The following is a 23,945-nucleotide window of genomic DNA, read 5'->3' on the forward strand; positions in this document are numbered from 1 at the left end:
GGCGGCGGTGGGTGGGGGTGCTGGCGGCGTGCAGCAGTTCGTCGACCAACGCGTCCCTCGCGACGTCGGGGCCGGCCTCGACGCTGAGCACGGCGCCGAACCCGTCGACGTTCTCGGGCGAGCCGCCGTCCGCGCTGGCCTCGACGGCGGAGTCGGCGCTGGCCTCGGTGTCGGCGGCCGCGGCCTCCGCCGCGGCCGCGGCGGCGTCGTTCGAGGCGTCGGTCTCGGCCCAGGCCGTGGAGGCGCGGCAGAAGGCCGCGACGGCGCTCGGAACGCTGGAGAACGGCGGGAACGCGCTCGGGGACGTCACGGTCACCGGGGTTCCGCGGGCGCAGACGGGCGGGCTGCACGCGGTCGTGGTGACCATCGTGAACAGCGGGATCAACACCGCCTCGTACGCGGTGCAGGTCGACTTCACCGACACCAGCGGGAAGGCGGTGGACAGCTCGTTCGTCGGCGTCCAGGACCTCCCGGCCGGGGACAAGGCCCAGCCGATCGCCTTCAGCAAGGCCCCCGCCGACCAGGTGCTGCTGCCCGTGGTCGTGAAGGCCCTGCGGTACTGACCCCGCCCCCCGGCGTGGGGTCGGTACCGCAGGGCGGCACGGCGGGCGTTACGGCAGCGGGATGCGGACGACCTGCGGGTCGTGGTCGCTGAGCTGGGTCGGGAACTCGCTGTTGAGGTGGACGATGTCGTAGCCGTACGGCTTCGCCGCCAGGACACCGGAGATCAGGATGTGGTCCAGCACCTGGGAGTTGCCCTCGTACACGTAGGTGTAGCGCTCGCCGAGCGGGAGGGTGCGGGGGAGGTCGACCAGGGAGCCGCCGGCCGTGAGCAGGTCGGCCGTCTGGGAGAACTCGAAGTCGTTGAGGTCGCCGAGCACGATGACCGCGGCGTTCGGGTCGACGGCCAGGATCTGGTCGGTGAAGGACTTCACCACGGTGGCCTGGGCGTGCCGCTGGGTCTCGGAGGGGCGGGCGGGCTGCTGGTAGCGGCCGAACAGGGGCTGGTCGCCGCCCTTGGAGTTGAAGTGGTTGGCGATCACGAAGACCGGCTTGCCATTCCAGCGGAACTCGCCGGCCAGCGGCTTGCGGCTGGCGTTGAAGGCGGAGTTGGCGGGGTCGATCCGGCCGGGGGAGTAGGCGAGCGCGGGGGTGCCGGCGTTGTTGACGACGGAGTTGGCGGTGGTGGAGCCGGCGCCGGCGCGGTCGGTGAAGGTCAGACCGCGGTCGGTGCGGTAGAGGAAGACCTGGCGGATGTTGCCGCCGGGCTGGCCGCCGTCCTGGTCGTCCTGCGGGTTGATCTGGCGGTAGGAGTACGCGGGGCCGCCGGCCGCGGTGATGGCGGCAGTGAGCTTGGCGAGGGTCTGGTCGGCGGCGACGACGCCGTTGTCGGTGGCGCCGCTGTTGTCCTGGATCTCCTCCAGGGCGACCAGGTCGGGCGACCTGAGGTTGCCGACGATGCCGGCGGCGAGGCCGTCGTACTTGCTCTGCGGGTCGCCCGGGGCGAGGTTCTCCACGTTGAACGTGGCGGCGGCCAGCTCGCCCGCGGCCGGCGCGGCGGTGGCCTCGGGTGCGGTGCCGCCCGGGGTGAGGGCGGGGGTGGCGGTGACCAGCAGCTTGAAGTTGCCGAAGGAGTAGTCGAGCACGCCGACGGTGGCACCGCTCAGGGTGTCGCCGACGGTGGCGGCGGCCGGGGTGGGGGCGAGCACGTCGTCGAGGATGACCCGCTCGGGGTTGGCGTCGTTCGCCTGGAGCAGGATGCCGCCCCGGGCGGTGCGGGTGGTGCTGCCCTGCGGGACGACCGGGACCTCGCCGAACTTGCTGGTCGGGCCGACCACGGCCGCGTTGTCGAGCTCGACCCGCATGCCCTCCAGCGACTCCCAGAAGTCGAGGCCGTCGGTGGCGGGCTGGAAGGCGCCGGCGGTCTCGACGTCGCCGCTGGTGACGCCGGAGATGACCGTGGCGGGCGGCACCCGGCCGCCGGTGCCGACCAGGGTGGGCGCGGGCAGTGCGGCGTTGTGGGCGAGGACGGTGACGCTGGGGCCGGTCAGCTCGGTGACGGTGAGGTTGGTGGTGCCGCCGGTGCCGCCCGGGCGGAACTCGCTCACCGTGCCGCCGACGGTCACCGAGTCGCCGACCGCGACGGTGGGGGCGGACGAGGTGTAGACGTAGACGGCCTCGCTGGTGGCCGGGTCGGCGTCCGGTGTCGGGTCCTGGTACCAGAAGCCGGCGGTGCCGACGGCCGTCACGACGCCGGGCACCGCGGAGACCGGGCGGCCGGCCAGCGGGGAGGTCCGGGCCGCGCCCTGGACGTCGTGTATTCGGGTGCCGCCGCCGCCCGTGCCGCCGCCGGTGGACGAGGAGCCCCGCGGGGCGGGCGCGGTGACGGCGAAGTCGGCCGCGTTGCTGTCGGTGTCGGTGGCGCCGCCGCCGGCCCGCAGCGCGGCGGTGGAGTTGGAGAGGTTGCCGGTCGGCGAGCCCTCGGCGGAACTGGCGGAGGAGCCGTAGCCGACGAAGTCCCGCACGCCGGGCTGGGTGGCGCAGCCCGAAGTGCACGTCAGCGCCGTGCCGTTGGTGACCAGGGCGATCTTGCCGGAGGTCGCGCTCAGTGCCAGCGTCCCGGTCGCGTCGGGGGTCGGCAGGGCCGCGCCCGTGCCGGCGCCGGCCGCCTCCTGGACGAGGTAGTACTTCCCGGGGGCGATGGTGCCGGAGAGGGTGGTCCGGGACCAGGACGAGCCGCCGGCCGAGGCGTACTGCACCGTCCAGCCGGTGACGGTGACCGGTGCGGTGCCGCGGTTGTACAACTCGATGAAGTCGTTGGCGTACGGGGCGCCGGAGTTGCCCCCGCCGCCGTACACCTGGCTGATCACGATGTCCGGCGACACCGCCTGCGCGGTGGCGGCCGGGAGGACCGGCAGTGCTCCCACCACGGCGGCGGCGGAAGCCACCGCGAGGGTGCGGAGCCGGACTCGATCGGTTTGCCGCATGGGCTTTCCTCCTGATGGTCCTGACGGGCGGACGGTCTGACGGGCGGTGATGCCCGGGCGGTGATGTCCGGGCGGTGATGTCCGGGCGGTGCGTGTCTAACAGCGCCACCCGTGCCATACCGCGCGCTGCGGCCGACGACCAGACGTACAGCGGGAGAACAGTCAGGGCGTCATGTCCGCACCAAGAAGGTTCGGGCGCCCGTCGACGCGGCACCGGAGGGCGGGCGCGTCCGCGGCGGCATCCCTCTTGTCGGGCGGGCTACCGGTCGGTAATCCTTGCTGGCATCGCGAATCCCTGCTGACATCGCGTCCAACAGAGGAGCCCCATGCCCGCCGACGTCACCTTCCCGCTGCCCGCCCCGCACGGCCCGGGGGAGGTGACCGTGCGCCACCGGCGGCTCGGCGCCGGGAGCCCGCTCCTGCTGCTGCACGGCATCGGCCACCACTGGCAGGCCTGGGAGCCGGTCCTGCCCGCACTCGCCGAGCGGCACGAGGTGATCGCCGTCGACCTGCCGGGCTTCGGCGCCTCGCCCGCCCTGCCACCGGGCGTGCCGTACGGGGTGGACGCGGTGGTCCCGGTGCTCGGACGGCTCTGCACGGAGCTCGGCATCGAACGGCCGCACGTCGCCGGGAACTCGCTCGGCGGGCTGCTGGCCCTCGGGCTCGGCCGGGCCGGGCTGGCCCGCTCGGTGACGGCACTGGCACCCGCCGGCTTCTGGACGGAGACCGAGCGCCGCTACGCCTACACCGTGTTGGGCGGCATGCGCGTCGGCGCGCGCGTGCTGCCGCAGGCGGTCGTCGAACGGCTCGCCCGCTCCGCCGCCGGCCGGGCGCTGCTGGTCTCCACCATCTACGCCCGCCCGGCCCGCCGGGACGCCGCCGCGGCGGCCGCCGAGACCGGGGCACTGCGCGCGGCGACGGGCTTCGAACCCACCCTGGCGGCCGGCCGCGGCCTGCGCTTCACCGGGGACCTCTCGGCCCTCCCGGTCACCGTCGCCTGGGGCACCCGGGACCGCATCCTGCTGCGCCGTCAGGGCGTCCGCGCGCTGCACGAGCTGTCGGACGCCCGGCTGGTCCGGCTGCCGGGCTGCGGCCACGTGCCGATGAGCGACGACCCGGAGCTGGTCGCCCGGGTGATCCTGGACACCTGCGCACAGGTGGAGGAGGAGGCCGGGCGGGTCAGTCCGTCAGCGTGATCCGGATCCCGACGGTGCCGCGGTCGCCGCGCCGCAGCCGGCTCCCGAGCAGGGTGACCACGCCCAGCAGGCCGTACTTCTGCCGCAGCAGGGTCCGGTAGGCGGCGGTCCGCTCGGGGCCGAGGATCTCGGCGGTGGCCGGGTACTGCTCGCCGGTCGGCCGGCCCTTGACGTCGCAGGGGCCGACCAGGACGTCCGCGCGGTTGCGGATGCGCTTGACCTTCCAGGAGTCCGTGACGGTCCACACGCCCAGCGCGTCGCCGTCGCGGACCACCCAGACCGGGGTGGGTACGCCGGTGCCGTCCTTCTTGTAGGTGGTCACCAGCAGGTAGCTGCCGGAGGAGAGGCGGACCAGGCGCTCCAGCCGCTCCCGCGAGGCGGGATCGGGAGTGGCGGGGTCGGGCGTCGCGTCGTTCATGGCGGGAAGTCTAGGGGGTGTTCGAGGCACCTCCCGCCCGTCGTCCCGCGGCCCGCCCGGCTCGCGGCCCACGGCCCGCCCGGCGGTGGCCGGGCGGGGTTCCGTCAGGGGGTGACGACGGGGAACGCCGGGTCGGCCTTGGTGACGACCGCGAACAGCCGCGTCAGGAGCCCCGGGTCACCCTCGTGCCCGATCCCGTCGAGGCCCTGGCCGGCCAGCAGTCCGAGCAGCCGCGGTTTGTCGAGCGTGAGGGTCAGCCCCGCCGCCGACTTCGGGGCCTCGCCGGCCGGGTGGGAGCGGTGGGTCAGCGCGCCGTTGTGCAGCGTCAGCCGGTACCGCCGCTGCTCGTCCGTCAGCACGAGGTCGATGGTGAGGTCCTCGTCCCAGGCGCGCGGGCCGTCGATCCGGACGGCCACCGAGTCGAGCAGCATCTCGACGGTGAGAGCCGCCGTCATCTCCGGGTTGCTCGGGTCGACGGCCGAGACCTTGACGCCCTGGCGCAGCTCCTGCGCCCCGGCCAGGTAGAAGTTGCGCCAGGTGCCGTTCTCCGCGCCCCGGCCGAGCCGGGTGTTGACGGCGGCCAGCGCCTCCTTCGCCGCGGTGTCGGCGGGGTCGGCGAAGACGACGTGGTTGAGCAGGGTTGCGGCGAACCGGAGGTCCCCGGCGTCCGCGTAGGCGCGCGCCTTGCCGAGGACGGCGTCCGCCCCGCCGGCCACCTCGACGTACCGCTGCGCCAGCTCGGCCGGCGGGTGCTCCCACAGGTGGGCCGGGTTGCCGTCGAACCAGCCGAGGTAGCGCTGGTAGACCGCCTTCACGTTGTGGTTGAGCGAGCCGTAGTAGCCGCGGGCGTGCCAGCGCCGTTCGAGTGCGGGCGGCAGCCGCAGCTCCTCGGCGATCTCCGGACCGGTGGGGCCGTCGTTGAGCCGGCGCAGGGTCTGGTCGTGCAGGTAGGCGTAGAGGTCGCGCTGCTCGGTCAGGAAGGCGGCGACGTTGTCCCGGCCCCAGGTCGGCCAGTGGTGGGAGGCGAACGCGACGTCGTACCGCCCGTCGAACAGGTCGATCGCCTCGTCCAGGTAGCGGCCCCAGATCCGGGCGTCGCGGACGACCGCGCCGCGCAACGTCAGCACGTTGTGCAGGTTGTGGGTGGCGTTCTCGGCCAGGCAGAGCGCCCGCAGCTCCGGGAAGAGGAAGTTCATCTCGGCCGGGGCCTCGGTGCCGGGCGTGAGCTGGAAGAGCATCCGCACGCCGTCGACGGTCTCCTCCTGCCCCGTGCGGGTGATGTCCACCGTGGGCGGGAACAGGGTGATGGTGCCGTTCGAGGTGGCGCTGCCGAGGCCGACCCCGATCTGCCCGTCGGGGGCCCTGGGCAGGTCGTTGCCGTACATGAAACCGGCCCGGCGCACCATGGCGTTGCCCGCGTAGACGGTCTCGCTGACCGCGTGCTCCAGGAAGCCGGCCGGGGCCAGGACGGGGACGCCCTCCTCGGAGCCGTGCGGCAGGACACCGCGGGCGCCGCCGAAGTGGTCGGCGTGCGAGTGGGTGTACACCAGGCCGGTCACCGGACGGTCGCCGCGGTGCTCGCGGTAGAGGGCGAGCGCGGCGGCGGCCGTCTCGGTGGAGATCAGCGGGTCGATCACGACGACCCCTCGCTCGCCCTCGATCAGCGTCATGTTGGAGAGGTCCAGGCCGCGCACCTGGTAGACGCGGTCGGCGACCTTGTACAGGCCCTGGCGGGCGCAGAGCCGGGACTGCCGCCACAGACTCGGGTGGGCGGTGTCCGGGCAGTCGGCCCTGAGGAAGTCGTAGGCGTCGTTGTCCCAGACCACCCGTCCGTCGGCGGCCCTGACCACCCCGGGGACCAGGGCCCCGAGGAAACCCCGGTCGGCGTCGGCGAAGTCGGTGGTGTCCTCGAAGGGCGGGGCGGTGTCGTCGAACGGCAGGGCTGTCATCCGCCGCTCCGTTTCCAGGCGGGGAGGGGTTTCCAGGCGGGGGGTTTCCATACAGGGGGTTTCCAGGCGGGGAGGGCCGGGGCCCGGACGGGAGGACCGGGGGCGGCCCGCACACTGCGCCATCAGAACACCGCTCGGCGAACCGTGCACTTCGGCCGGACGGGTGCGGCCGGACGTCACCAGAACTGCGCCAGCGTGCTCTGCTTGAACGGGTTCGGGCTCACACAGAGGTCACCCGCGAACGGCCGGTCCAGCACCAGGACCAGCAGCAGGCTGAACCCGATCAGCCCCGCCAGCGACCCCACGAACAGCAGGCGCATCCGCCGGTTGCGGATGCCGTAGATGAAGGTCAGCGGCAGGATCACCAGTGCGCCGCCGATGACCAGCAGTCAGAGCAGCGGCGGCAGCGACAGTCGGCTGTCGGCGATCCGGGCCCGGCGCTGCGCGACGGTGTCGTTCAGGCTGTTGAGGGCCTCGCCGTAGAAGGCCTGTTCGGTCTGGGTCTGCGGCTCGAACTCGCGCAGCGCCTGGTACATCGCCTCCATTCGTTCGGCCGTCCGGGCGAAGTCGCCGCACCCCTCGCGCATCAGCGGCCACTGTTCCTCGACCACGGCGTGCACGTAGTTGCCGACCGCCGTGTTGACGGCGGCCTGGTGTTCGGGAGGGAACGCCTTGGCGTCGCGGACGATCTGGGAGACCGCCGTCGCCTCGCCGGCGACCACGCTCTGGGTCTCCTCCAACTGCGTCCAGAGGTTGACGATGACGAAGGCCAGGATGATCCCGTAGATCGCGCCGAACATGCCGAGCACCACGCCGACCATCTCGTTGTGCTCACCCTCGGCCAGGGCCGGGTGCCGCCGGTAGGCGAGCAGGCTGCCGACGGCGGCGAGCGCGACGAAGCCGCCGACCACCACCACGGTCAGCCCCACGGTCGAGAAGTGGTTGAGCAGCCAGAGTTCCACGCGCGCTCCCTCGGACCCGGCCGGTCAGCGGGAGCGCCGGGCCCGCTGCCGGGCCGCCACGACGTGGGCGCGGACGGAGCGGGCGAGCCGCCGCCGGCGCCGGCCGCCCACCGCCGTCGCTCCGCCCAGCGCGGTGGCCCCGGCCCGGGGGTACGCGACCGGCACCTGCACGGCCTCCGCGGCCACCGGCCGGAGCCGGCGCCGGCCACGGGCCCGGCCGGCCGCCCAGAGCGCCAGCGCCCCGCACAGGGCGACGGCGGTCCAGCCGGCCGGGCCGAGCGCGTGGTGGGCCTGCTCGACCGCCCGTGGCAGCCCGCCGGACGCCGGGACCTCGCCGGCGGGTGCGGAGGCGACCGCCTCCTCCACCAGGTGCCCGACCGGCTCGACCTTGCCCGCCGCCGCGAACCCCCAGTCCAGCAGGCTCGCCGCCTCGTCGTACACCTTCGCCTGCGACTCCGGGTGCATCACCGTCACCAGCAGCGTGCGGCCGCCGCGTTCGGCGGCACCCGTGAAGGTGGCCCCGGCGTTCGAGGTGTAACCGTTCTTCACCCCGATCAGCCCCGGGTACTTGCCGAGCAGCCGATCGGTGTTGGCGATGTCGAAGGCCGTCCGCTGCCCGGTCGTCTTGTCGACACCCCCGGGGAAGCGCGCCGTGCGGGTGGAGCAGTAGGCACGGAAGTCGTTGTTGCGCAGCCCGGCGCGGGCGAACAGCGTCAGGTCGTAGGCCGAGGACACCTGTCCGTCCTGGTCGTAGCCCTCGGGGGAGACCACGTGGGTGTCCCGGGCCTGGAGGGACAGCGCGCGGGCCTGCATCTGGGCGACGGTCTGCGCCAGCCCGCCGTTCATGTGGGAGAGGACGTGCACCGCGTCGTTGCCGGAGCTGAGGAAGACGCCCCGCCAGAGGTCGTCCACCCGGTACGGCAGGTTCTCCTTGATGCCGACCAGACTGCTGCCCTCCCCGAGGTCGGCCAGCTCGGACGGTGCCACCTGGTGCTCCAGCGAGCGGTCGAACTTGGGCAGCACGGTGTCCGCGAACAGCATCTTCAGCGTGCTGGCCGGCGGCAGCGGCACGTGCGCGTTGCGCGCCGCCAGCACCTCGCCGGTGGCCGCGTCCGCCACCAGCCAGGACCGCCCGGTCAGCTCCGCGGGCAGCGCGGGCGCCCCGGCCAGCGGAGCCACCTGCACGGCCGGCCGTCCCAGCCGCTCGCCGCCGACCACGGCGGCCGCGTCCTGCGCGACGGCCGCCGGCGCGGTGACGGCCGGCGCGGTGACGGCGAGGACCAGCGCGGTGGCGGCGAGGAGCCGTGGGGCGACGGCGCAGGTCGCGGCCGCCCTCCTGACGTGGTGTGACCCCTGCGGCACCGGGACCGGCTGCGCCGTTGTCCGTCGCACCGAGCCCTGCTGCGCTGCTGTCTGCCGCACGGACCTCTGCTGCACTGACCTTGGCTGCACACGGCGAACGTACCTGCGCCACCGCCGGGCCGCCGCGCCCGCTGCTCCGTCCGGGCCCTCCGGAGGCTGCCGTCCCGCGCCGGGGAGCTGGTAGCGTGCCGGACATGTTCCTCCCCCGTGTCTAGGCGACCCGCCGCGACCGCGTCCCACCGCCGGGCGCGGCGCATCGGTGTCCCCGCACGCCCGCGGGCACGGCTGCGCGCCGGGCCCGCCTCCACCGAGGAACGTTCCCTTGACCCCCTCCTACCGCGCTGTCCTGCGCACCCCGCACGCCGGCCGGACCTTCGCCGCCGCGCTGCTCGGCCGGCTCTCGTACGGGATGGTCCCGCTCGCCCTGATGCTGGCCGTCCGGGACGCCACCGGCTCCTACCCGGCGGCCGGAACGGCGCTGGCCCTGTTCGGGCTGACCAGCGTCCTGCTCTCACCCGCCCGTGCCGCCCTCGTCGACCGGCTCGGCCCCCGGCGCGCGCTGCCGCCGCTGGCCGAGGTGTACGCCGGGCTGCTCGCCCTGACGGCCTGCGCCGCCTGGCGGCCCGGCGCTCCGCCGCTGCTGATCGGCGCGCTGGTGGTGGCCGCCGGCGCCTGCACCCCGCCGCTCGGGCCGGTGATGCGGACCCTCTGGCGGAGTCTGGTGCCCGATCAGGCCCTGCTCCGGCGCGCCTACAGCCTGGACACCGTCGCCGAGGAACTGCTCTTCGTCAGCGGCCCGCTGCTGCTGGGGCTGCTGCTCGCGGCGGCCGGTCGGGTCGGGCCGGCCGCCGGGGTCGCGGTGGGCGCCGGGCTGGTACTCGCGGGCGCGTTCGCACTGGCCTACTCGCCGGCCGCCCGGGAACTCACCGGGGCCGCGGCGGTTCGGGGGGAGCAACCGGACGGTCGGCCGACCGGGGTGCTCGGGGGAGCACTGCGCCGGGCGGTGCTCGCCTCGGCGGCGACCGGGCTCGCGCTCGGCGCGCTGGACCTCATGGTGGCCGCCTTCGCGGAACAGCGCGGGCAGGCGGAGGCGGTGGCCTGGGTGCTGGCGGCCCTGTCGGTGGGCAGCGCGGTCGGCGGCCTCGCCTTCGGCGCGCTCCGCTGGTCCGCCCCGCACGCGGCCAGGCTTCCGGTTCTGGCCGCCGGGCTGGGCGTCGCACTGGCCTGCGCCGGGCTCGCGCCGAACCTCCCGGTGCTGGCGGTGGCCGTCTCCTGCGCCGGGCTCTTCGTCTCACCGGCCGTCACCACCGCCTACCTGCTGGCCGACGAGGCCGCCGCACCGGAGGCCCGGACCCGGGCGGGGGCCTGGGTGAACACCGCCTTCAACGCGGGCTCGGCGGGCGGCACCGCCACCGTCGGCCTGCTGGTCGGCAGGGTGCCGCTCGCGCTCTGCTTCGTGCTGGGGGCCGCCCCGGTGCTGCTCGCGGCACTGCCCGCGGTGTTGCGCCCGGTGTTGCCCGCGGCGCTGCGCCCGGGGCTCTCGGGTCTCGTCCGGGTGCGTGGGGCCGGCCGAAACCATGACCTTGGTGCAGGCCGAAACCGCGACTTTGGTGGGGTGGAGCCACGCCGAAAGTCGGATCCCAACGCCGGGCGGCCTCTCTAACCTCGACTGCATGAAGAACCTGCTCGGTTTCGTCAGCTTCGTCCTGGTCGTCGGAGGCATCAGTGGTCTGCTCTCCGACCACCTGTGGGGCCTGCACGTCTTCGGCTTCGTCCGCCACCTGGTGCCGGACGACCACCGGACGGTCGGCTACGTCGTCCTGGTCGTCATGGGCGCAGCACTGGCCGTCGGTACGGACCGCATAGGCCGCTCGCGCCGGAGTGCCGGCGCGGACGGTTAGCCGACGGTGGCCGCCTCCACGCCGTCCAGCAGGACGGCGAGGCCGGTGCGGAAGGCCTCCCGGGTCTGGGCCTCCAGGGGGGTGCCGTTGCCGTCCCCCGCCTCGGGGGCGGCGGCGTCACCGCTCTCCAGGGCGGTCAGGAGGGGGAAGCGTTCCGCGAAGTCCGGTGCCAGCTCGGCGAGTTGGGCCGCGCGGGCGTACCACCACTCCTCGTCGGGGACGCCGGTGGCGGCCGCGGCCGTGCGGGCCTCGGCGGCCGTCCGGGCCATGCCGCGGACGAGCTGCCAAAGCGCGGCGACCACGCCCCGCAGCTGCCGGGGGGTCAGCCGGGCCCCGGCGAGGATCCGCAGCAGCGCCTCCATCGCGCCGAGCTCGGCCGGACCGAGCACCGGCCTGGCCTGGGAGATCTGAAGCACCCACGGGTGGCGCAGGTAGCAGGCGAACGCGTCCTCGGCCCAGGCCGTGGCGGCGGTCCGCCAGCCGGCGCCGAGGTCGTAGGAGGTGGGCAGTTCGGCGAGCACCCGGTCGTGCATCAGGTCGAGCAGCTCGCCCTTGCCCGGGACGTAGGTGTACAGCGCCATGGCCGTGCGGCCGAGCCGCTCGCCGACCGCGCGCATGGAGAGCGCGGCCATGCCCTCGGCGTCCGCCACGGCGATCCCGGCGGCCACGATCGCCTCCATGCTCAGTCCGGGCTTGGGGCCGCTGCGCCCGGGTCGGGGGCGGTCCGGCGCGCCCCAGAGCAGGGACATCGAGCGGTGGGCGTCGCCCTGTCCGGCGAAGACGGTCACGAGGACAACTCCTTATGGCGTAAAGTATCCTGCCCGAGGTAACTCTTTATGCCGTAAGGTTATCAGTGGAGCCCGAACCGGAAGGGTCGACCATGCCGTTGCCCGTCACATTCGTCCAGGTCGTCGGGGTCGAGCGGATCACCCCGCGCATGGCCCGGATCACCTTCGAGGCCGAGTCGCTCGCCGAGAGCGTGGGCCGCGCCCCCGACCAGCAGATCAAGCTCTGCTTCCCGAGGACGGGGCAGGAGGAGCCCGTCCTGCCCGCGCAGGACGACGATCCGATGAGCTGGTACCAGGCCTACCTGGCGATCCCGGAGGCCGAACGGCCGTGGATGCGCAGCTTCACCCTCCGCCGGCGCCGGCCCGGTACCCGAGTGCTGGAGATCGACTTCGTGCTGCACGGCGACGCCGGACCGGCGAGCGCCTGGGCGGCCCGCGCGCTGCCCGGGGACCGGCTCGGCATGGTCGGTCCGTCCGACCTGTACGCCCGGCCGGTACCGCTCGCAGCCGCCGTCGCCGGGGCCGACCGGGTGCTGCTGGCCGGCGACGAGACGGCCCTCCCGGCGGTCGGCACACTGCTGGAGGCGCTGCCCGCCGGCACTCCGGCGGTGGCCTTCCTGGAGGTGGCGGACGCGGCCGAGCGTCAGTCGTTCGACACCCGTGCCGACCTCACCGTCCACTGGCTGCACCGCGACGGCGCCGGCCCGGGTGAGCGGCTGACCGAGGCCGTCCGGAGTGCCGGGCTGCCGGGTGGCACGCCGTTCGCCTGGCTGGCCGGCGAGGCCTCCGCGGTGCGGGCGCTGCGCCGTCACCTGGTCGGGGAGCGCGGGTGGGCCAAGGCCTCGGTCGAGTTCGCCGGATACTGGCGTCACCGCCTCACCCAGGACGACGCTCCCACCGCCGAGGACCTCGCCGACGCGCAGGAGATGCTGGCCCAGGCTCAGCGGGAGGCTCAGGCCGGGGGTGACGGGGACTGACGGGGACTGACGGGGAGTCGGCGTGCGGGCGTGATCGGCGCGGATCGGCGGCGATCGGCCGCGATCGGCGGGTTCCGGGGTCGTCCGGCTGCACCTCGCGCCGAACAGGGCGGTGGGCCGCTCGTCCTGCTGCTGCAGGGCTTCCGGAGAGCTGGTACTCCTGGCCCGCCGGACCCCGACGGTAGACTGGACATCGGCCCGAGAAGCTCAGCCCTGCGGGGCCTGCGGGGCCTCCGGTACCGGCAGCCGAGGCGGGGGAGCGCGAGGCGGAGCCGGCTCAGAGCCCCGGTGCCCCGTAGCCGTTCAGGTACCAGAAGGCGGCGGAGTACCAGAGCAGGGCGATCGTGACGACCAGGACGCCTCCGGCCAGGGGAAGCGCCCAGCCGGGCAGCCGGCGGTGGCGGACCACGATGACCTTGGCGGCGAATGCCCCGTAGAGGAAGCAGCCGGCGAGTGAGTGCAGCGCCACCCGGCTGTCCGTCAGCTGGACCCCGTAGGCGGTGATGCAGTGGTAGGCGATGGGGAGGGAGAGCAGGAAGGTGGCCAGGCCGCCGATCCGGTGCGCGGTCCTGGTCCACGGGCGAGCGGCGGGCACGCCGGGCAGTCGGCCGTACATCCACAGCGCCAGCAGGAGTTGGACCAGCGCAAGGCCCAGCAGGGCGCTGCCCAGCTGGGCCTTGAGCCGGTTCGCGTCGTCGAAGCGGAGTCCGAACAGGGCGCTTGTGTAGTCCGGGGTGTGCGCCCGGCCGTACCAGTAGAGACCCGCGGTCACCGCCACCGGAAGGAGCGCCCAGAGGGTGCCGCGGACCCACCGGGGGCTGTGGGGAGAACGCTCGACGCCGTGCACGGATTCAGGAGCCCTCGACCTTGTTGCCGTCGACGTTGACCACGTACCACTGCGCTCCGAAGGCGCTCGACTCCTGGCCGTTGGTGTCGCCCTGGGCCTTGTCGCCCTCGAAGTAGTAGAGCGGGTGGCCGTTGTAGACGACCTGCGTCTTGCCGTCGGTACGGGTGGTGGTGGAGAGCTTGGCCTGGTCGGCGCCGTGCGCGGCCGTGGGGGCGCCCGTGGTGAGGACAGGCGGCCACGCGGTGGCACAGGCGTCGTAGCAGTTCGACGTGGTGGAGGTGTCCTTCTCGAAGAGGTACAGCGTCTTGCCCTGGGAGTCGACCAGGATGTCCGTGAACTTGCCGACGGTGGCCCCCGCGACGACGGTGGCGCCGGCAGTCGCGCCGGGGCTGGGACTGGCGCTGCCCGTTCCCGGGGCGCTCGCACTGGCGCTCGCACTGGCACTTGGGCTGGCACTGGCGGACGCAGAAGCGGACGGGGGCGGCGTGCTCGCTCCCGTCGTCGTCTTCGTGCTGCTGGAGCAGCCGCCGCACGCCGCGGTGATCAGTGTGACGATGGCGACCGCCGCGGTTGCCATGTGGGAGGTTCTCATCGGCTCTCTTCGGTCAGGGCGGGGAGGGATTCCACCACTTCGACCCGTATGCGCCCACCAGGTCCACCCGGCACGCGCGCACGTCGGCGGAAGGGAGGACGGTTCTTAGCCCCGTTGGCCGATGGCCCGGCGTTTGCGGCAGCCCGCCCGCCTCGGGCCGGCTGCCGAGGTCCTGTCGGCTGCCAAGATCCTGCCGACTGCCGAGGTCCTGTCGGCGGGCACGAGAATTCTGAAGAATCTTCGTGTGCTCCTGAACCGCTCGGCCGCCCCGTGCGTATCAGCTCATAGGGGGTGCCAGAAAGGTTGGAACCATGGGCATGCTGAGCAGCCTGGCTCCGGCGGTGGGCAGTCCGCGCAAGCGGACCGCCTCGAAGCCGACCAGGACCTCGAAGACCACTCACCGTCGTCGTCGCCGCCGTCATCCGACGGGCTCGCGGCACTGACGGTGCCCATCACTCCGAGATGGCCGGGCACCCTCGGTGCCCGGCCATCGCCATGAGGCAAGGACACACAGCGTGTGGTCACTGCGGCGGTTGGTGGCCGTCGGTGAGGCTTCGGAGCGGGACGAGACGATCGTCGCCGCCGCTCCGCCGGTAGCGTTGCGCGAGGTGTTCCGGCGGTTCTGGCCCTACACCCGGGGTGGCCGGCGGTGGCTGGTCCTGCTGCTCGTCTTCATCGTGCTCGCCCCGGTGGTCGATGCGGCCGGCATCTGGCTCTTCAAGATCGTCATCGACGATGTGCTGGTTCCCCGGAGGCTCGCTCTCTTCGTGCCGATCGCGCTGGCGTACGTGGGGCTGACGCTCGTCGCCGGCATCCTGCGGTTCGCCGACGAGGTCACGTCGGCCTGGGTCAGCGAGCGTTTCCTGGTGGTCCTCCGCTCGGATCTGTTCCGGCACCTGCAGGGCCTGTCCCTCGGGTTCTTCGAGCGCCGCAGGCTCGGCGACATCCTGTCCCGGCTGACCGGCGACGTCGAGGCCGTCGAGACGTTCCTGCTCTCCGGCATCGTCAACGCCATCGCGCACGTCACCCAGCTGGGCATCTTCCTCGCGGTCCTGTTCTACCTGCGCTGGGAGCTGACCCTGGTCGCCCTGGTCGTGGCGCCGGTCTTCTGGTTCATGACCCGCCGGTTCTCCCGCCTCGTCAAGGCGGCCTCCCGGGAGAGGCGACGGCGCAGCGGCACGATCAGCGCGGTCACGGAGGAGACGCTCGGCAACATCGCCCTGGTGCAGGCCTACAACCGGCGGGGCTGGGAGCAGCAGCGGTTCGAGCGGGAGAACCTCGGAAGGTACCGGGCCGCCATGGCGGCAACCCGGATCCGTGCGCTGTTCTCGCCCCTCGTGGACGTCCTGGAGCTGTTCGGCGTCCTGGTCGTGATGGGGCTGGGCGCTTGGGAGCTGGCGCACGGGCGGCTCACACTGGGCGGCCTGATGGTCTTCCTGACACTGCTGAGCAGGCTGTACAGCCCCATCCGCGGCGTGTCCCGGCTCAGCAACACCTTCTTCTCGGCTTCCGCCGCCGCCGAGCGGATCATCGAGCTCCTCGACCAGCGCCCCCAGGTCACCGAGCCGGCGTTCCCCGCACGGCTCGGCCGCGCGCGCGGTGATGTCGCCCTCGACGGGGTCTTCTTCCGCTACCCGCAGACGCCCCGGTGGGCGCTCTCGGACGTCTCGTTCCACATCGATGCGGGCGAGATCGTCGCACTGGTCGGTGCGAGCGGCGCGGGGAAGTCGACGATCGCCAAGCTGCTGCTGCGCTTCTACGACCCCGAGCACGGGTCGGTCCGGATCGACGGGTGCGACCTGCGCGAGCTGCGCCTGGCCGACCTCCGGGACAACGTCGCGGTGCTGCTCCAGGAAGCCCTGGTCATCCACGGCACCGTACGGGAGAACATCGCGTACGGCCGGCCGGGTGTGAGCGAAGCGGAGATCGTCGCGGCCGCCCGGACCGCCGACGCGCACGAGTTCATCACCCGGCTGCCGGACGGCTACGACACCGTGGTCGGCCAGCACGGCAGGCTGCTCTCCGGCGGGCAGCGCCAGCGCCTGGCGATCGCCCGCGTGATGGTGCGGGACGCCCCCGTCCTCATCCTCGACGAACCGACCACCGGCCTCGACGCCGAGTCGGGCCGGCGGATCCTCGAACCGCTGCGGCTGCTGATGACCGGCCGGACGACGATCATCATCTCCCACAACCTGCTCACCGTCCGCAACGCCGACCGGATCGTGCTGCTCCAGGGCGGCCGGGTCGCCGACTGCGGCACCCACGACACACTGCTCGCGCGCAGTGCCTCCTACGCGCGCCTGAACCGGATGCACGGCCTGCCGGACCACGCGGTGGAGGCGCTGCAAGGAGCGGGCGCCGACGGGCACGACACGGCGGGTGAGACCGCCACTGCACGATGGGAGGCGAGGACATGAGCCGGACCAAGGCGCCGGAGCTGCCGCCGCTGGAGGCCGGAACGATCGTCGCACCGGGATACCAGGTACTCGCGCACCTGTGCCGCACCGGCTGGCTGGACCTCTACGACGCGTGGAGCGAGGAGCGGGACTGCCGGTGCGTGGTGAAGGTCCTGCGACCGGACCGGCGCCATGTCCAGCGGCTGCGCGAGCGACTGCTGCAGGAGGGCCGCTGGCTCCAGACGTTCACCCACCCGCACCTGGTCCGCGCCTACGAGACGGTCGAGTCACCGGAGCCGTTCGTCGTGCTGGAGACCCTCACCGGTGAGACGCTCGCCCACGTCATCGAGCGCCGCCGCCACCGCCTGGCCGCCGACGACCTGGCCCAGCTCGGCCTGCACCTGTGTTCGGCCGTCCACTACCTGCACGGCCAGGGCCTGCTGCACCTCGACCTGAAGCCCTCCAACGTCGTGATCGACTGCCGCCGAGCCAAGGTCCTCGACCTGAGCATCGCCCGCCCGCCGGGGCCGGGCCGCGCCGGCGTCGGCACCTTCTGCTACCTCGCCCCGGAGCAGGCCCGCGGCGGTGCGCTCACCCCGGCCGCGGACGTCTGGGGCATCGGCACCACGTTGTACGAGGCCGCCACCGGCGACGTCCCCTTCGACCCGGGGGAGACCGTCGACGGTGGCTATGACTCCGACGGCCCGTACGACGCGGACGGCCCGTACGACGCGTACGGCTCGTACGACGCGGACGGCGAGGACGCCGCCGACGCGGACCTCTGGTACCCGCAGCTTGAGGCAGCGGCGCCCCCGGTCGCGACCCGGCGGCGACTGCCTCACGGCCTCGCCGAAGCGATCGATGCCTGCCTCCGGCCCGACCCGGACGCCCGGCCGACGGTCCGGGCACTGACCGCGGCCCTCGATGCCCAGCTGCCGCAGCAACAGCGCGCCGTCCGGGAGCCGGCGGCCTGATGCGGCGGAGCCGGCACGGTCAGGTGGCTCCGCCGAGCGGTGCCGGCATTCCTCCCATGCCATCCCGACCTGACCGCTGCATCCGGGCCCCCCTGCGACGGCCGACCGGGCTGACGGGAACGTGCGGCCCCAGCCCGTACCCCGTGGCCGATACCCCGTGGCCGATGCCCCGTGCGGGTGATGCCACGACCCGGACCGGAGTGGTGACATGCTGCCCGCCGCCTCGGCCGCCATGGTTACCCGTCGGGCCCCTGCCCTCACCCTCGGCAGCCGCCTGTCGCCCGGGGTTTCCACGCCGACCGCAATCCCCGGAGGCAAGAACGTGGTGTTCCCGCGGTTCCTCTTTCGGACGGGCGTGGGGGTTACCGGTGCACTCTGCCTGCTCGGCTTCGCCGCGGCCGCGGACGCGCACCCGCTGGGGAACTTCTCCGTCAACCACTACCTCGGGTTCACGGTCCGCCCTGACGGCATCGAGGTCCTCGCCGTCACCGACGCCGCCGAGATCCCGACGCTCCAGGAGCAGCCGCGGGTCGACCGCAACGGCGATGGCACGGTCGACGACTCCGAGCGCGCGGCCTGGGCGGCCGGGCAGTGCTCCCAGGCCGCGCAACGGCTGCAGGTGACGACGGACCAGGGGCCCGCGGCCCTGCAGTGGAACACCCGGTCGGCTCAGTTCCGTTACGAGGACGGTTCCGCAGGACTGCGGACCAGCCGGCTGGAGTGCGTCCTCGGGTCCGCGTTGCAGTTTCCGCCCGGCGGCACCACCGTGCGGGCCGCAAGCGGGAGCGATCCCGGCCGGGTCGGCTGGAACGAGATCACCGCCCGGGGTGACGGGACGACGCTCGACCTGGCGGATGTCCCCGCGCAATCGGTCTCCCGGGAGCTGCGGGACTACCCCCGTGACCTGCTGAACAGCCCCAGTGGCGTCACCCGGGCTCAGTTCCGGGTGTTCCCCGGCGGGGCTGCGGCTGCCGCTGCCGGCACCGTGTCCAGGGGAGACGTCTCGGGTCCCACGGCCTGGCTCACCGGCCTCGATTCCCGTCTGGCCGACCTCGGCGCGGCCAGGCACCTCACCGTCCCGGTCGGTCTGCTCGCCGTGCTGCTCTCCATCGTGCTGGGGGCCGGGCACGCACTTCTGCCCGGGCACGGGAAGACCGTGATGGCGGCCTACCTGGCCGGACGGCGCGGCAGGCCCCGGGACGCGGTCACCGTCGGCGCCACCGTCACCCTGACGCACACGGCCGGCGTCCTGGTGATCGGCCTGTGCCTGACGGCGTTCTCCTCCCTGGCAGGTGACGTCCTCCTCGGATGGCTGGGCGTTGTCAGCGGCGCGCTGGTCGCCCTCGTCGGCGCCGCCCTGCTGCGCGAGGCGGTGCGGGGTTCCGGCAGCGGGCCACAGCCGGGTGGGGCCCCGGACTCAGCGGTCCGGGACTCAGCGGCTCGGGACTCAGCACACGAGGCGGGCGAGCCACCGGGGGAACTCGCGCACGCCGCGGCCGCGCCGGCGTCGGCGCTCCATCACGACCACCCCCACCCGGACGGCCAGGTCGACCACTCCCACCCGCATCCCCACGACGGGCACGATCACCATCCCCACGACGGGCACGACGACCATCCCCACGACGGGCACGATCACCATCAGTGCGAGCACGACCACCATGACCACCACGAGCACGATCACCATCACCACGAGCACGCCGACGGTCACGGGCCGGCTGCCCATCACCACAGCCACGAGCACGAGCATCGGCACGGCTTCTTCGGCGGCGCCCACCAGCACCACCACACGGCCCCCGGCCGCCGTGGACTGATCGGCCTCGGCGTTGCGGGCGGCCTGGTGCCGAGCCCGTCCGCCCTGGTGGTCCTGCTGGGTGCGATCGCCCTGGGCCGCACCCTCTTCGGCGCGGCTCTGGTGGTCGCCTACGGCCTGGGCATGGCTGCCACCCTCACGGCCGTCGGCCTGCTCCTGGTCCGCCTCGGCGACCGGATCGTCGACGCCGCGGACGGTCCGGTCATCGGTCGGCTGCGCCGAATCGCCCCGTACACCGCCCTGTTGACTGCCGCGCTCATCCTCGCCGTCGGTGTCGCGCTGGTGGTCCGCAGCCTGCCCTCCACACTGTGAACTCCCGTCCCTCGGAGGCCGACCCGTCGTGCACACCCGCAGCCTGCGCCGAGCCGCGCGTTGTCCTGTCCTTGCTGTCGTGTCCGTCGTGCTGGTGGCCGGTTGTGGCGCCGAGCCGGACGGCGGCTTCGACGCCCAAGGGGATACGCCTTCCCCCAGTTGCATCCAGCACCAGAGCCAGAGCCCGGGGAGCAGGTACACGGGGAGGGAGAAGTCCGATCCGAGGTCGGTGCTGGAGATGATGCGCTTCTACGCCGCCAACGGCACCAAGGCCTTCTGCGACGGCAAGCCCCCCACCGGCACCGATCGCCAGTGGATGGAGCTGTACACGGCGCTCGGCGGCGACGCGAGCCACGTCATCGCCAAGTAGCCTGCCGGGCGGTCCGGTCCTCCGCGGACATCAGCTCGTCGAGGGCCGTGCGAGCGGTCGGTGCGTGCAGCGGGCTGAAGAACGGGTTGATCTGCAGGGCCGTCTGCAACTCCGTGCGGGCCTCGGCCGTTCGTCCGAGGGCCTTGTCGATCATGCCCCGGTGGTACCGGAAGAGGGCGTTGCGCATCCCGAGGGCCGTGGCCTCGTCCGACTGCTCCAGGGCCTCCTGATCGCGTCCGCCGAGGTGCAGCGCCCAGGCGTAGGCGTCGTGCATGTCCAGGAACGGGCGGGTCCTCAGCCCCTCCTCGGCGATGGCGAGCGCGGCCCCGGGGTCGCCGTGGTCGGCCTCGAAGAGGACGGCGTCGGTGTCCAGGGTGACTCCGTTGTCGGCGAAGAGCCTCTGTTCGCCGCGGAACACGTCGTACTGCTGTTCAGCCTCCTGGGAGCGGCCGAGTGACTGGAGCAGCTCGCCGAGTTCCAGGACGTACTCCGGCTGGGGGACCAGCGTGGCGGCCCGACGGAGACCGGCGATGGCCGAGGCGCTGTCACCCAGAGCCGCCTGCGCTTTGGCCTTGGCCTCCAGAAGGGGTGCCGCGTCGGGTGCGGCGCGCAACCCCGACTCCGCGTGGGTGAGGGCGGTCCGGGGGTCGCCGTTGTCGAGGGCCAGCTGGCTGAGGTGGTAGAGGGCGAACGTCCGGTCGGCGGTGGTGTTGGCGTCGTCGAGGGCGCGCTTCATGTTCGAGACGGCGGTGGCGGTGTCACCGCGCAGTTCCCACGTGTAGGAGGCGCGGGCGAGGGAGGGTGTGCCCGGCCGGAGGTCGACCATGCGTTGGACGGCGTCGAGCGACTCGGGGTAACGGCCGAGCTGGGTCAGGGCGTCGGCGAGGATGCCGTAGAGGGTCGAGTTGTCCGGGTTGACCGCGATGGCCTTCTGCGACCATTCGAGGGCGGCGGTGAAGTTGTGCCGGGCCGCCTCCAGGGAGGCCATGCCGCCCATCGCGGTGAAGTTGTCGACCGGGTCGGCCTGCAGCGACCGGGCGAGGACTTCCTCGGCCCTCGGATAGTAGGACGGGTCGGCGGTGACCCTGGCCTGCTGGACGTAGGCCAGGCCGAGCGAGCCCAGCGCCACCGCGTCCGTGGGCGCGCCCCGCAGGTGCTCCTGCAGGCCGCGGATGTCCGCGGGCACGCCGCCTGCGCCATCGGCCTGCTCGGTCATCACACCGGAGGTGGGCCGCGTGCCGCCGTGCTGGGGGGCCAGGCCCAGCGCGCCGGCGAGGAAGAGCGCGATGCCGAGCGCGGTGGCAACGGCGGCGGGCAGCAGCCGACGGCGGCGGGTCTGCGAAGAGGCAGCCGGGATCATGGCGTACTCCGTGGGTGAAGCCGTGCCGTCGGGACCGGTGTCAGGCCGTTTGCGCGCCGGCGGATGGAGTGGTGGGTACTGCGAAGACCACCAGGTTGGCCAGGTACTCCCCGGTCCCGTGGTCATAGCTGCCGCTGCAGGTGATCAGCCGCAGACTGGGACCGGACGTGGCCCCGAACACGAGATCGCTGGGGAAGCCGTCCTTGGCGTAACCGCGCAGGGCCTGCACGGTGAACCCCGTGGTGGTCCCGTCGCTGCTCTGCACGCTGATGGTGTCACCGGGCCGAAGGGCGGACAGGCCGGCGAAGACGGCCGGCCCGGTGCGCGAATCGACGTGACCGACGATCACCGCGGCCCCGATGCTGCCGGGGGCCGGCCCTTGGCTCCACCAGCCGGCCACGTCCGGGTCGTCGGGTGTGCCGAGATGGCCGTCGTCCTGGACCTGTATGTCCGTCAGAGCCGCGTCGAGGCCGATCCGTGGTATTCGCAGCCTCACCGGCGGGGCCTGTCGTGCGCCGGAGACTGCGGCGGTCGGGCTCTGGGATGCCGCGGGGGAGGGCAGGGGAAGGTCGCCGACGTCCGTGACGGCCCCTGGGCCCGTGGTATGGGGAGCGGTCGCCAGGTTCACGGCCCCGGCCCCGGACAGCGCCGCGCCGAGCGCCAGTGCGATGGCCGCGACGGTCCGCGGGACCTGGACAGGCCCCGGCCGCCCGCTCCTCGTGGTGAGGCGCGGGCGGCGGGGGCCGGAAGAGCGCGCCACTGCTAGGCGCTGTGCCGGCGGCGCAGGGCGAGGACCGCGGCGGCGGTCAGCAGAACGCCCCCGCCGAGGGCCGTGGCTCCGGCGATCGGGAACCGGCTCAGCGACAGGCCGCCCAGGCCTGCCGCCACGCCCCCGCCCGGGGTGTCGGAGACGGCCTGGTTGACGGCCGCGGTGTTCGGCAGCGCGACATAGGGGAAGGTCTTGTCGAACGCGTGGTCGTTGGTGTTGACGCCGTCACCGGCGGCCAGCGCGGGCACGAGCTTCCCGGTCTGCGCCGCACCCTCGGCGGCCTGCAGCGTGATGTCGACGACGTCGTCGGCCAGACGCCGGCCGTTCGGGAACCCGGCGAGGTCCTGCGCGAGGACGCCGAGCCGGTTCGGTGCGGCTGCCGGTGGCACGGACATGTTGAGGCGCAGCTCCTCGGAAGGCACGAACCTGTCCTTGCTCACATCGGCATTGAGGAGCTGGGAGTTCAGGTCGGCCTGGATCGGACCGCCGCACGCCTTGCACACGCCGGTGAGGAAGATCTCCACCAGGTCGTTGCGCGGCGCGGCCGGAGCGGGGATCCCGTAGATGCTCTGGACGAGCTTGGGAACGATCGGATCCTTCACCTTGTCGACCACCGGGGTCACCGTGTGGTCCTTGTCCGGTGTCAGGCCGTTGAACGCGTCCTTGAACTTGATCGGGACGACCACCTCGTTGATCAGCGGGTTGCCGAGGCGGGAGACCTGGCGCCAGCCCGCCCCGTCCTCCTTGCCCGCAGTCTCCTTGCCTGCAGTCTCCTTGCCCTCGCCACCCTTGTCCTCGCCACCCTTGTCCTGTGCGACGACTGCGCCCTTGCGGTCGGTGGTCGACCACACCCCGATCACCGGGTTGCGCGTGGAGTCGCCCTTGAGCGCCAGGTCCTTCTTGGGAACCTGGATGGCGATCGTGTTGACGTTGTAGCCGGTGAGGGTGTCGTGCCCGGACTCCTTCAGGTTGCCGCCGTAGAGGAGGTCGAAAACCCGCAGGTCGAGGAAGAACGAGTCGTCGGCCTGACCGGCGTAGGTCTGGCCTCCCCCGGGCAGGCCGAGGACGGCCTGCTTGCGCAGGGACGCGTAGTCCGGCATCGACGCCTTGCCCACGTTCGAGGGTGCGGCCGGCACGTTCTTGAGGAGGGTCTTCGTGGCCCCGTCCGGCCCGGTGACGGTCAGGGTGTAGGTCTGGCGGAAGTTCAGTGTCGCGTCGTCCAGGGAGTTCACGACACCGGTGTTGTACAGGAACTGGTTGGCGTCGTCCCGATAGTGACTGGTGAACGACCAGGTGTACGTGACGTCCGGCTTCCCGTCGCCGTCGCTGTCGACCTTGATGTTGTAGCGGGCGTCGTCGGCGAACGGGTAGAAGTTCGGGCCGCCGTTGGGCTCCTCGAACGGGATCCAGTTCGCGATCAGGGTCACGGTGTCCGGGTTGTCGGGGCTGACGAAGGCATACACATCGGTGTTGTCCGCCCGGGGGTCGCCCGCGATCAGAGGGGCCTCACGGTGGCTGGAGGCCGAACTCACACCGGGGGTCAATCCCGCCAGTGCGCCGGCGGCCGTGAGGGCCAGGACACCTACTCCGGCAAGCGGCCGTTCTGCGCGGCGGGCGAGTGCGGCCAGGCGGGGCGGGCGAGGAAGCTGCATCTTTAGTCCTTCTTGAGAGGCGGGGACCGGCGCTGCACGGCGAACCGCTGCGCGCCCAGACGGACGGCGCACGCCTTACCGCTCAGGCGCAGAGATCGTGGAGGCCCGCGATGCGGGCGGACACGGCCCCTGCGCCCGGACCGCTGGTGGGGAAGGATCCAGCGGAGGGAGCCGTCGACTGTGGGTGACCGTGACCTTGTATGCCACTCATAAAGTCATCACACCTTGGATTGGCGCGCTCACGCAGATACACCATTTGAGGCCCGCGTTCGTGCGCGCCCGAGGCGGACGGCCATCTCCGGAGCGCAGGGCCGGTCCCTCAG

22 protein-coding genes are annotated in these 23,945 nt (G+C 73.2%); 9 read left to right on the forward strand and 13 right to left on the reverse strand.

Annotation, left to right across the window (positions count from 1 at the left end; all coding sequences use genetic code 11):
* Window positions 1–316, reverse strand: a 316-nt coding sequence (locus C2142_RS40850; protein WP_241002952.1) for a hypothetical protein, incomplete at its 3' end; no start/stop codon positions are given.
* Window positions 317–359: 43 nt separating this feature from the next.
* On the opposite strand from C2142_RS40850, the gene C2142_RS40855 reads away from it, so the two are divergent.
* Window positions 360–563 (forward strand): hypothetical protein, encoded by a 204-nt coding sequence (locus C2142_RS40855; RefSeq protein WP_241002953.1) that lies wholly within the window; start codon window positions 360–362, stop codon window positions 561–563.
* Between the two features lie 48 nt (window positions 564–611).
* Here the strand turns inward: C2142_RS40855 and C2142_RS34535 are convergent, their stop codons facing one another.
* Complete coding sequence (locus tag C2142_RS34535) at window positions 612–2,987, reverse strand: lamin tail domain-containing protein (protein ID WP_148646807.1); 2,376 nt, start codon at window positions 2,985–2,987, stop codon at window positions 612–614.
* Window positions 2,988–3,313: 326 nt separating this feature from the next.
* Here C2142_RS34535 and C2142_RS34540 point away from each other — a divergent pair, with 326 nt between their 5' ends.
* Window positions 3,314–4,183, forward strand: a complete 870-nt coding sequence (locus C2142_RS34540; RefSeq protein WP_148646808.1) for an alpha/beta hydrolase — start codon at window positions 3,314–3,316, stop codon at window positions 4,181–4,183.
* Here the strand turns inward: C2142_RS34540 and C2142_RS34545 are convergent.
* The 5 genes from C2142_RS34545 to C2142_RS34560 all read right to left on the reverse strand — a co-directional run bounded on the left by C2142_RS34545 (window position 4,167) and on the right by C2142_RS34560 (window position 8,796).
* Window positions 4,167–4,601: a PPOX class F420-dependent oxidoreductase gene (locus tag C2142_RS34545; RefSeq protein WP_148646809.1), complete on the reverse strand. Its 435-nt coding sequence runs from the start codon at window positions 4,599–4,601 to the stop codon at window positions 4,167–4,169. The two genes, C2142_RS34540 and C2142_RS34545, sit on opposite strands and share 17 nt — an antisense overlap.
* Window positions 4,602–4,705: 104 nt before the next feature.
* Window positions 4,706–6,550 (reverse strand): alkyl sulfatase dimerization domain-containing protein, encoded by a 1,845-nt coding sequence (locus C2142_RS34550; protein ID WP_148646810.1) that lies wholly within the window; start codon window positions 6,548–6,550, stop codon window positions 4,706–4,708.
* A 176-nt stretch (window positions 6,551–6,726) separates the two neighbouring features.
* Entirely contained in the window at window positions 6,727–6,915 is a 189-nt protein-coding gene (locus tag C2142_RS42070; RefSeq protein WP_346766410.1) for a hypothetical protein, read from the reverse strand.
* A gap of 24 nt (window positions 6,916–6,939) precedes the next feature.
* Window positions 6,940–7,512: a DUF4239 domain-containing protein gene (locus C2142_RS34555; RefSeq protein ID WP_346766411.1), complete on the reverse strand. Its 573-nt coding sequence runs from the start codon at window positions 7,510–7,512 to the stop codon at window positions 6,940–6,942.
* Window positions 7,513–7,536: 24 nt separating this feature from the next.
* Entirely contained in the window at window positions 7,537–8,796 is a 1,260-nt protein-coding gene (locus C2142_RS34560) for a D-alanyl-D-alanine carboxypeptidase (RefSeq protein WP_148647204.1), read from the reverse strand.
* A 400-nt stretch (window positions 8,797–9,196) separates the two neighbouring features.
* Here C2142_RS34560 and C2142_RS34565 point away from each other — a divergent pair, with 400 nt between their 5' ends.
* Together C2142_RS34565 and C2142_RS34570 are read left to right on the forward strand one after the other, a co-directional pair.
* On the forward strand, window positions 9,197–10,537 hold the full coding sequence (locus C2142_RS34565) for an MFS transporter (protein WP_241002954.1): 1,341 nt from the start codon (window positions 9,197–9,199) through the stop codon (window positions 10,535–10,537).
* A gap of 10 nt (window positions 10,538–10,547) precedes the next feature.
* Complete coding sequence (locus C2142_RS34570) at window positions 10,548–10,775, forward strand: hypothetical protein (protein WP_148646811.1); 228 nt, start codon at window positions 10,548–10,550, stop codon at window positions 10,773–10,775.
* Here the strand turns inward: C2142_RS34570 and C2142_RS34575 are convergent.
* Window positions 10,772–11,563 (reverse strand): TetR/AcrR family transcriptional regulator C-terminal domain-containing protein, encoded by a 792-nt coding sequence (locus C2142_RS34575; protein ID WP_148646812.1) that lies wholly within the window; start codon window positions 11,561–11,563, stop codon window positions 10,772–10,774. The two genes, C2142_RS34570 and C2142_RS34575, sit on opposite strands and share 4 nt — an antisense overlap.
* 92 nt (window positions 11,564–11,655) lie before the next feature.
* Here C2142_RS34575 and C2142_RS34580 point away from each other — a divergent pair, with 92 nt between their 5' ends.
* Window positions 11,656–12,540, forward strand: a complete 885-nt coding sequence (locus C2142_RS34580; protein WP_148646813.1) for a siderophore-interacting protein — start codon at window positions 11,656–11,658, stop codon at window positions 12,538–12,540.
* Between the two features lie 277 nt (window positions 12,541–12,817).
* Here C2142_RS34580 and C2142_RS34585 read toward each other — a convergent pair whose 3' ends face one another.
* Both C2142_RS34585 and C2142_RS34590 read right to left on the reverse strand, forming a co-directional pair.
* Complete coding sequence (locus tag C2142_RS34585; RefSeq protein WP_148646814.1) at window positions 12,818–13,387, reverse strand: DUF6529 family protein; 570 nt, start codon at window positions 13,385–13,387, stop codon at window positions 12,818–12,820.
* A 4-nt stretch (window positions 13,388–13,391) separates the two neighbouring features.
* Window positions 13,392–13,979 carry a hypothetical protein gene (locus tag C2142_RS34590; protein WP_241002956.1) on the reverse strand — a complete coding sequence of 196 codons (588 nt, stop codon included), beginning with the start codon at window positions 13,977–13,979 and terminating at the stop codon, window positions 13,392–13,394.
* 515 nt (window positions 13,980–14,494) lie between these two features.
* Here C2142_RS34590 and C2142_RS34595 point away from each other — a divergent pair.
* The 4 genes from C2142_RS34595 (at window position 14,495) to C2142_RS34610 (ending at window position 19,841) form a co-directional block, all read left to right on the forward strand.
* A complete protein-coding gene (locus tag C2142_RS34595) occupies window positions 14,495–16,396 on the forward strand; it encodes an ABC transporter ATP-binding protein (RefSeq protein WP_148646816.1) in 1,902 nt (633 codons plus the stop codon).
* Window positions 16,393–17,349: a serine/threonine-protein kinase gene (locus tag C2142_RS34600; protein WP_148646817.1), complete on the forward strand. Its 957-nt coding sequence runs from the start codon at window positions 16,393–16,395 to the stop codon at window positions 17,347–17,349. The genes C2142_RS34595 and C2142_RS34600 overlap by 4 nt, the downstream gene beginning before the upstream one ends.
* A gap of 355 nt (window positions 17,350–17,704) precedes the next feature.
* Window positions 17,705–19,471 carry a high frequency lysogenization protein HflD gene (locus tag C2142_RS34605; RefSeq protein ID WP_148646818.1) on the forward strand — a complete coding sequence of 589 codons (1,767 nt, stop codon included), beginning with the start codon at window positions 17,705–17,707 and terminating at the stop codon, window positions 19,469–19,471.
* 79 nt (window positions 19,472–19,550) lie between these two features.
* Window positions 19,551–19,841, forward strand: a complete 291-nt coding sequence (locus tag C2142_RS34610; protein ID WP_148646819.1) for a hypothetical protein — start codon at window positions 19,551–19,553, stop codon at window positions 19,839–19,841.
* Here C2142_RS34610 and C2142_RS34615 read toward each other — a convergent pair.
* From C2142_RS34615 to C2142_RS34625, 3 genes are read right to left on the reverse strand one after another with little or no spacing between them, the layout of a single operon-like run.
* Complete coding sequence (locus C2142_RS34615; protein ID WP_148646820.1) at window positions 19,828–21,201, reverse strand: tetratricopeptide repeat protein; 1,374 nt, start codon at window positions 21,199–21,201, stop codon at window positions 19,828–19,830. The two genes, C2142_RS34610 and C2142_RS34615, sit on opposite strands and share 14 nt — an antisense overlap.
* Window positions 21,202–21,241: 40 nt before the next feature.
* Entirely contained in the window at window positions 21,242–21,961 is a 720-nt protein-coding gene (locus tag C2142_RS34620; RefSeq protein WP_148646821.1) for a class F sortase, read from the reverse strand.
* Between the two features lie 2 nt (window positions 21,962–21,963).
* Window positions 21,964–23,622, reverse strand: coding sequence for a DUF4331 domain-containing protein (locus C2142_RS34625; RefSeq protein ID WP_148646822.1), 1,659 nt, complete (start codon window positions 23,620–23,622; stop codon window positions 21,964–21,966).
* Window positions 23,623–23,945: the final 323 nt, after the last annotated feature.

Source organism: Streptomyces sp. CB01881 (assembly GCF_002953255.1).
GTDB lineage: Bacteria > Actinomycetota > Actinomycetes > Streptomycetales > Streptomycetaceae > Kitasatospora.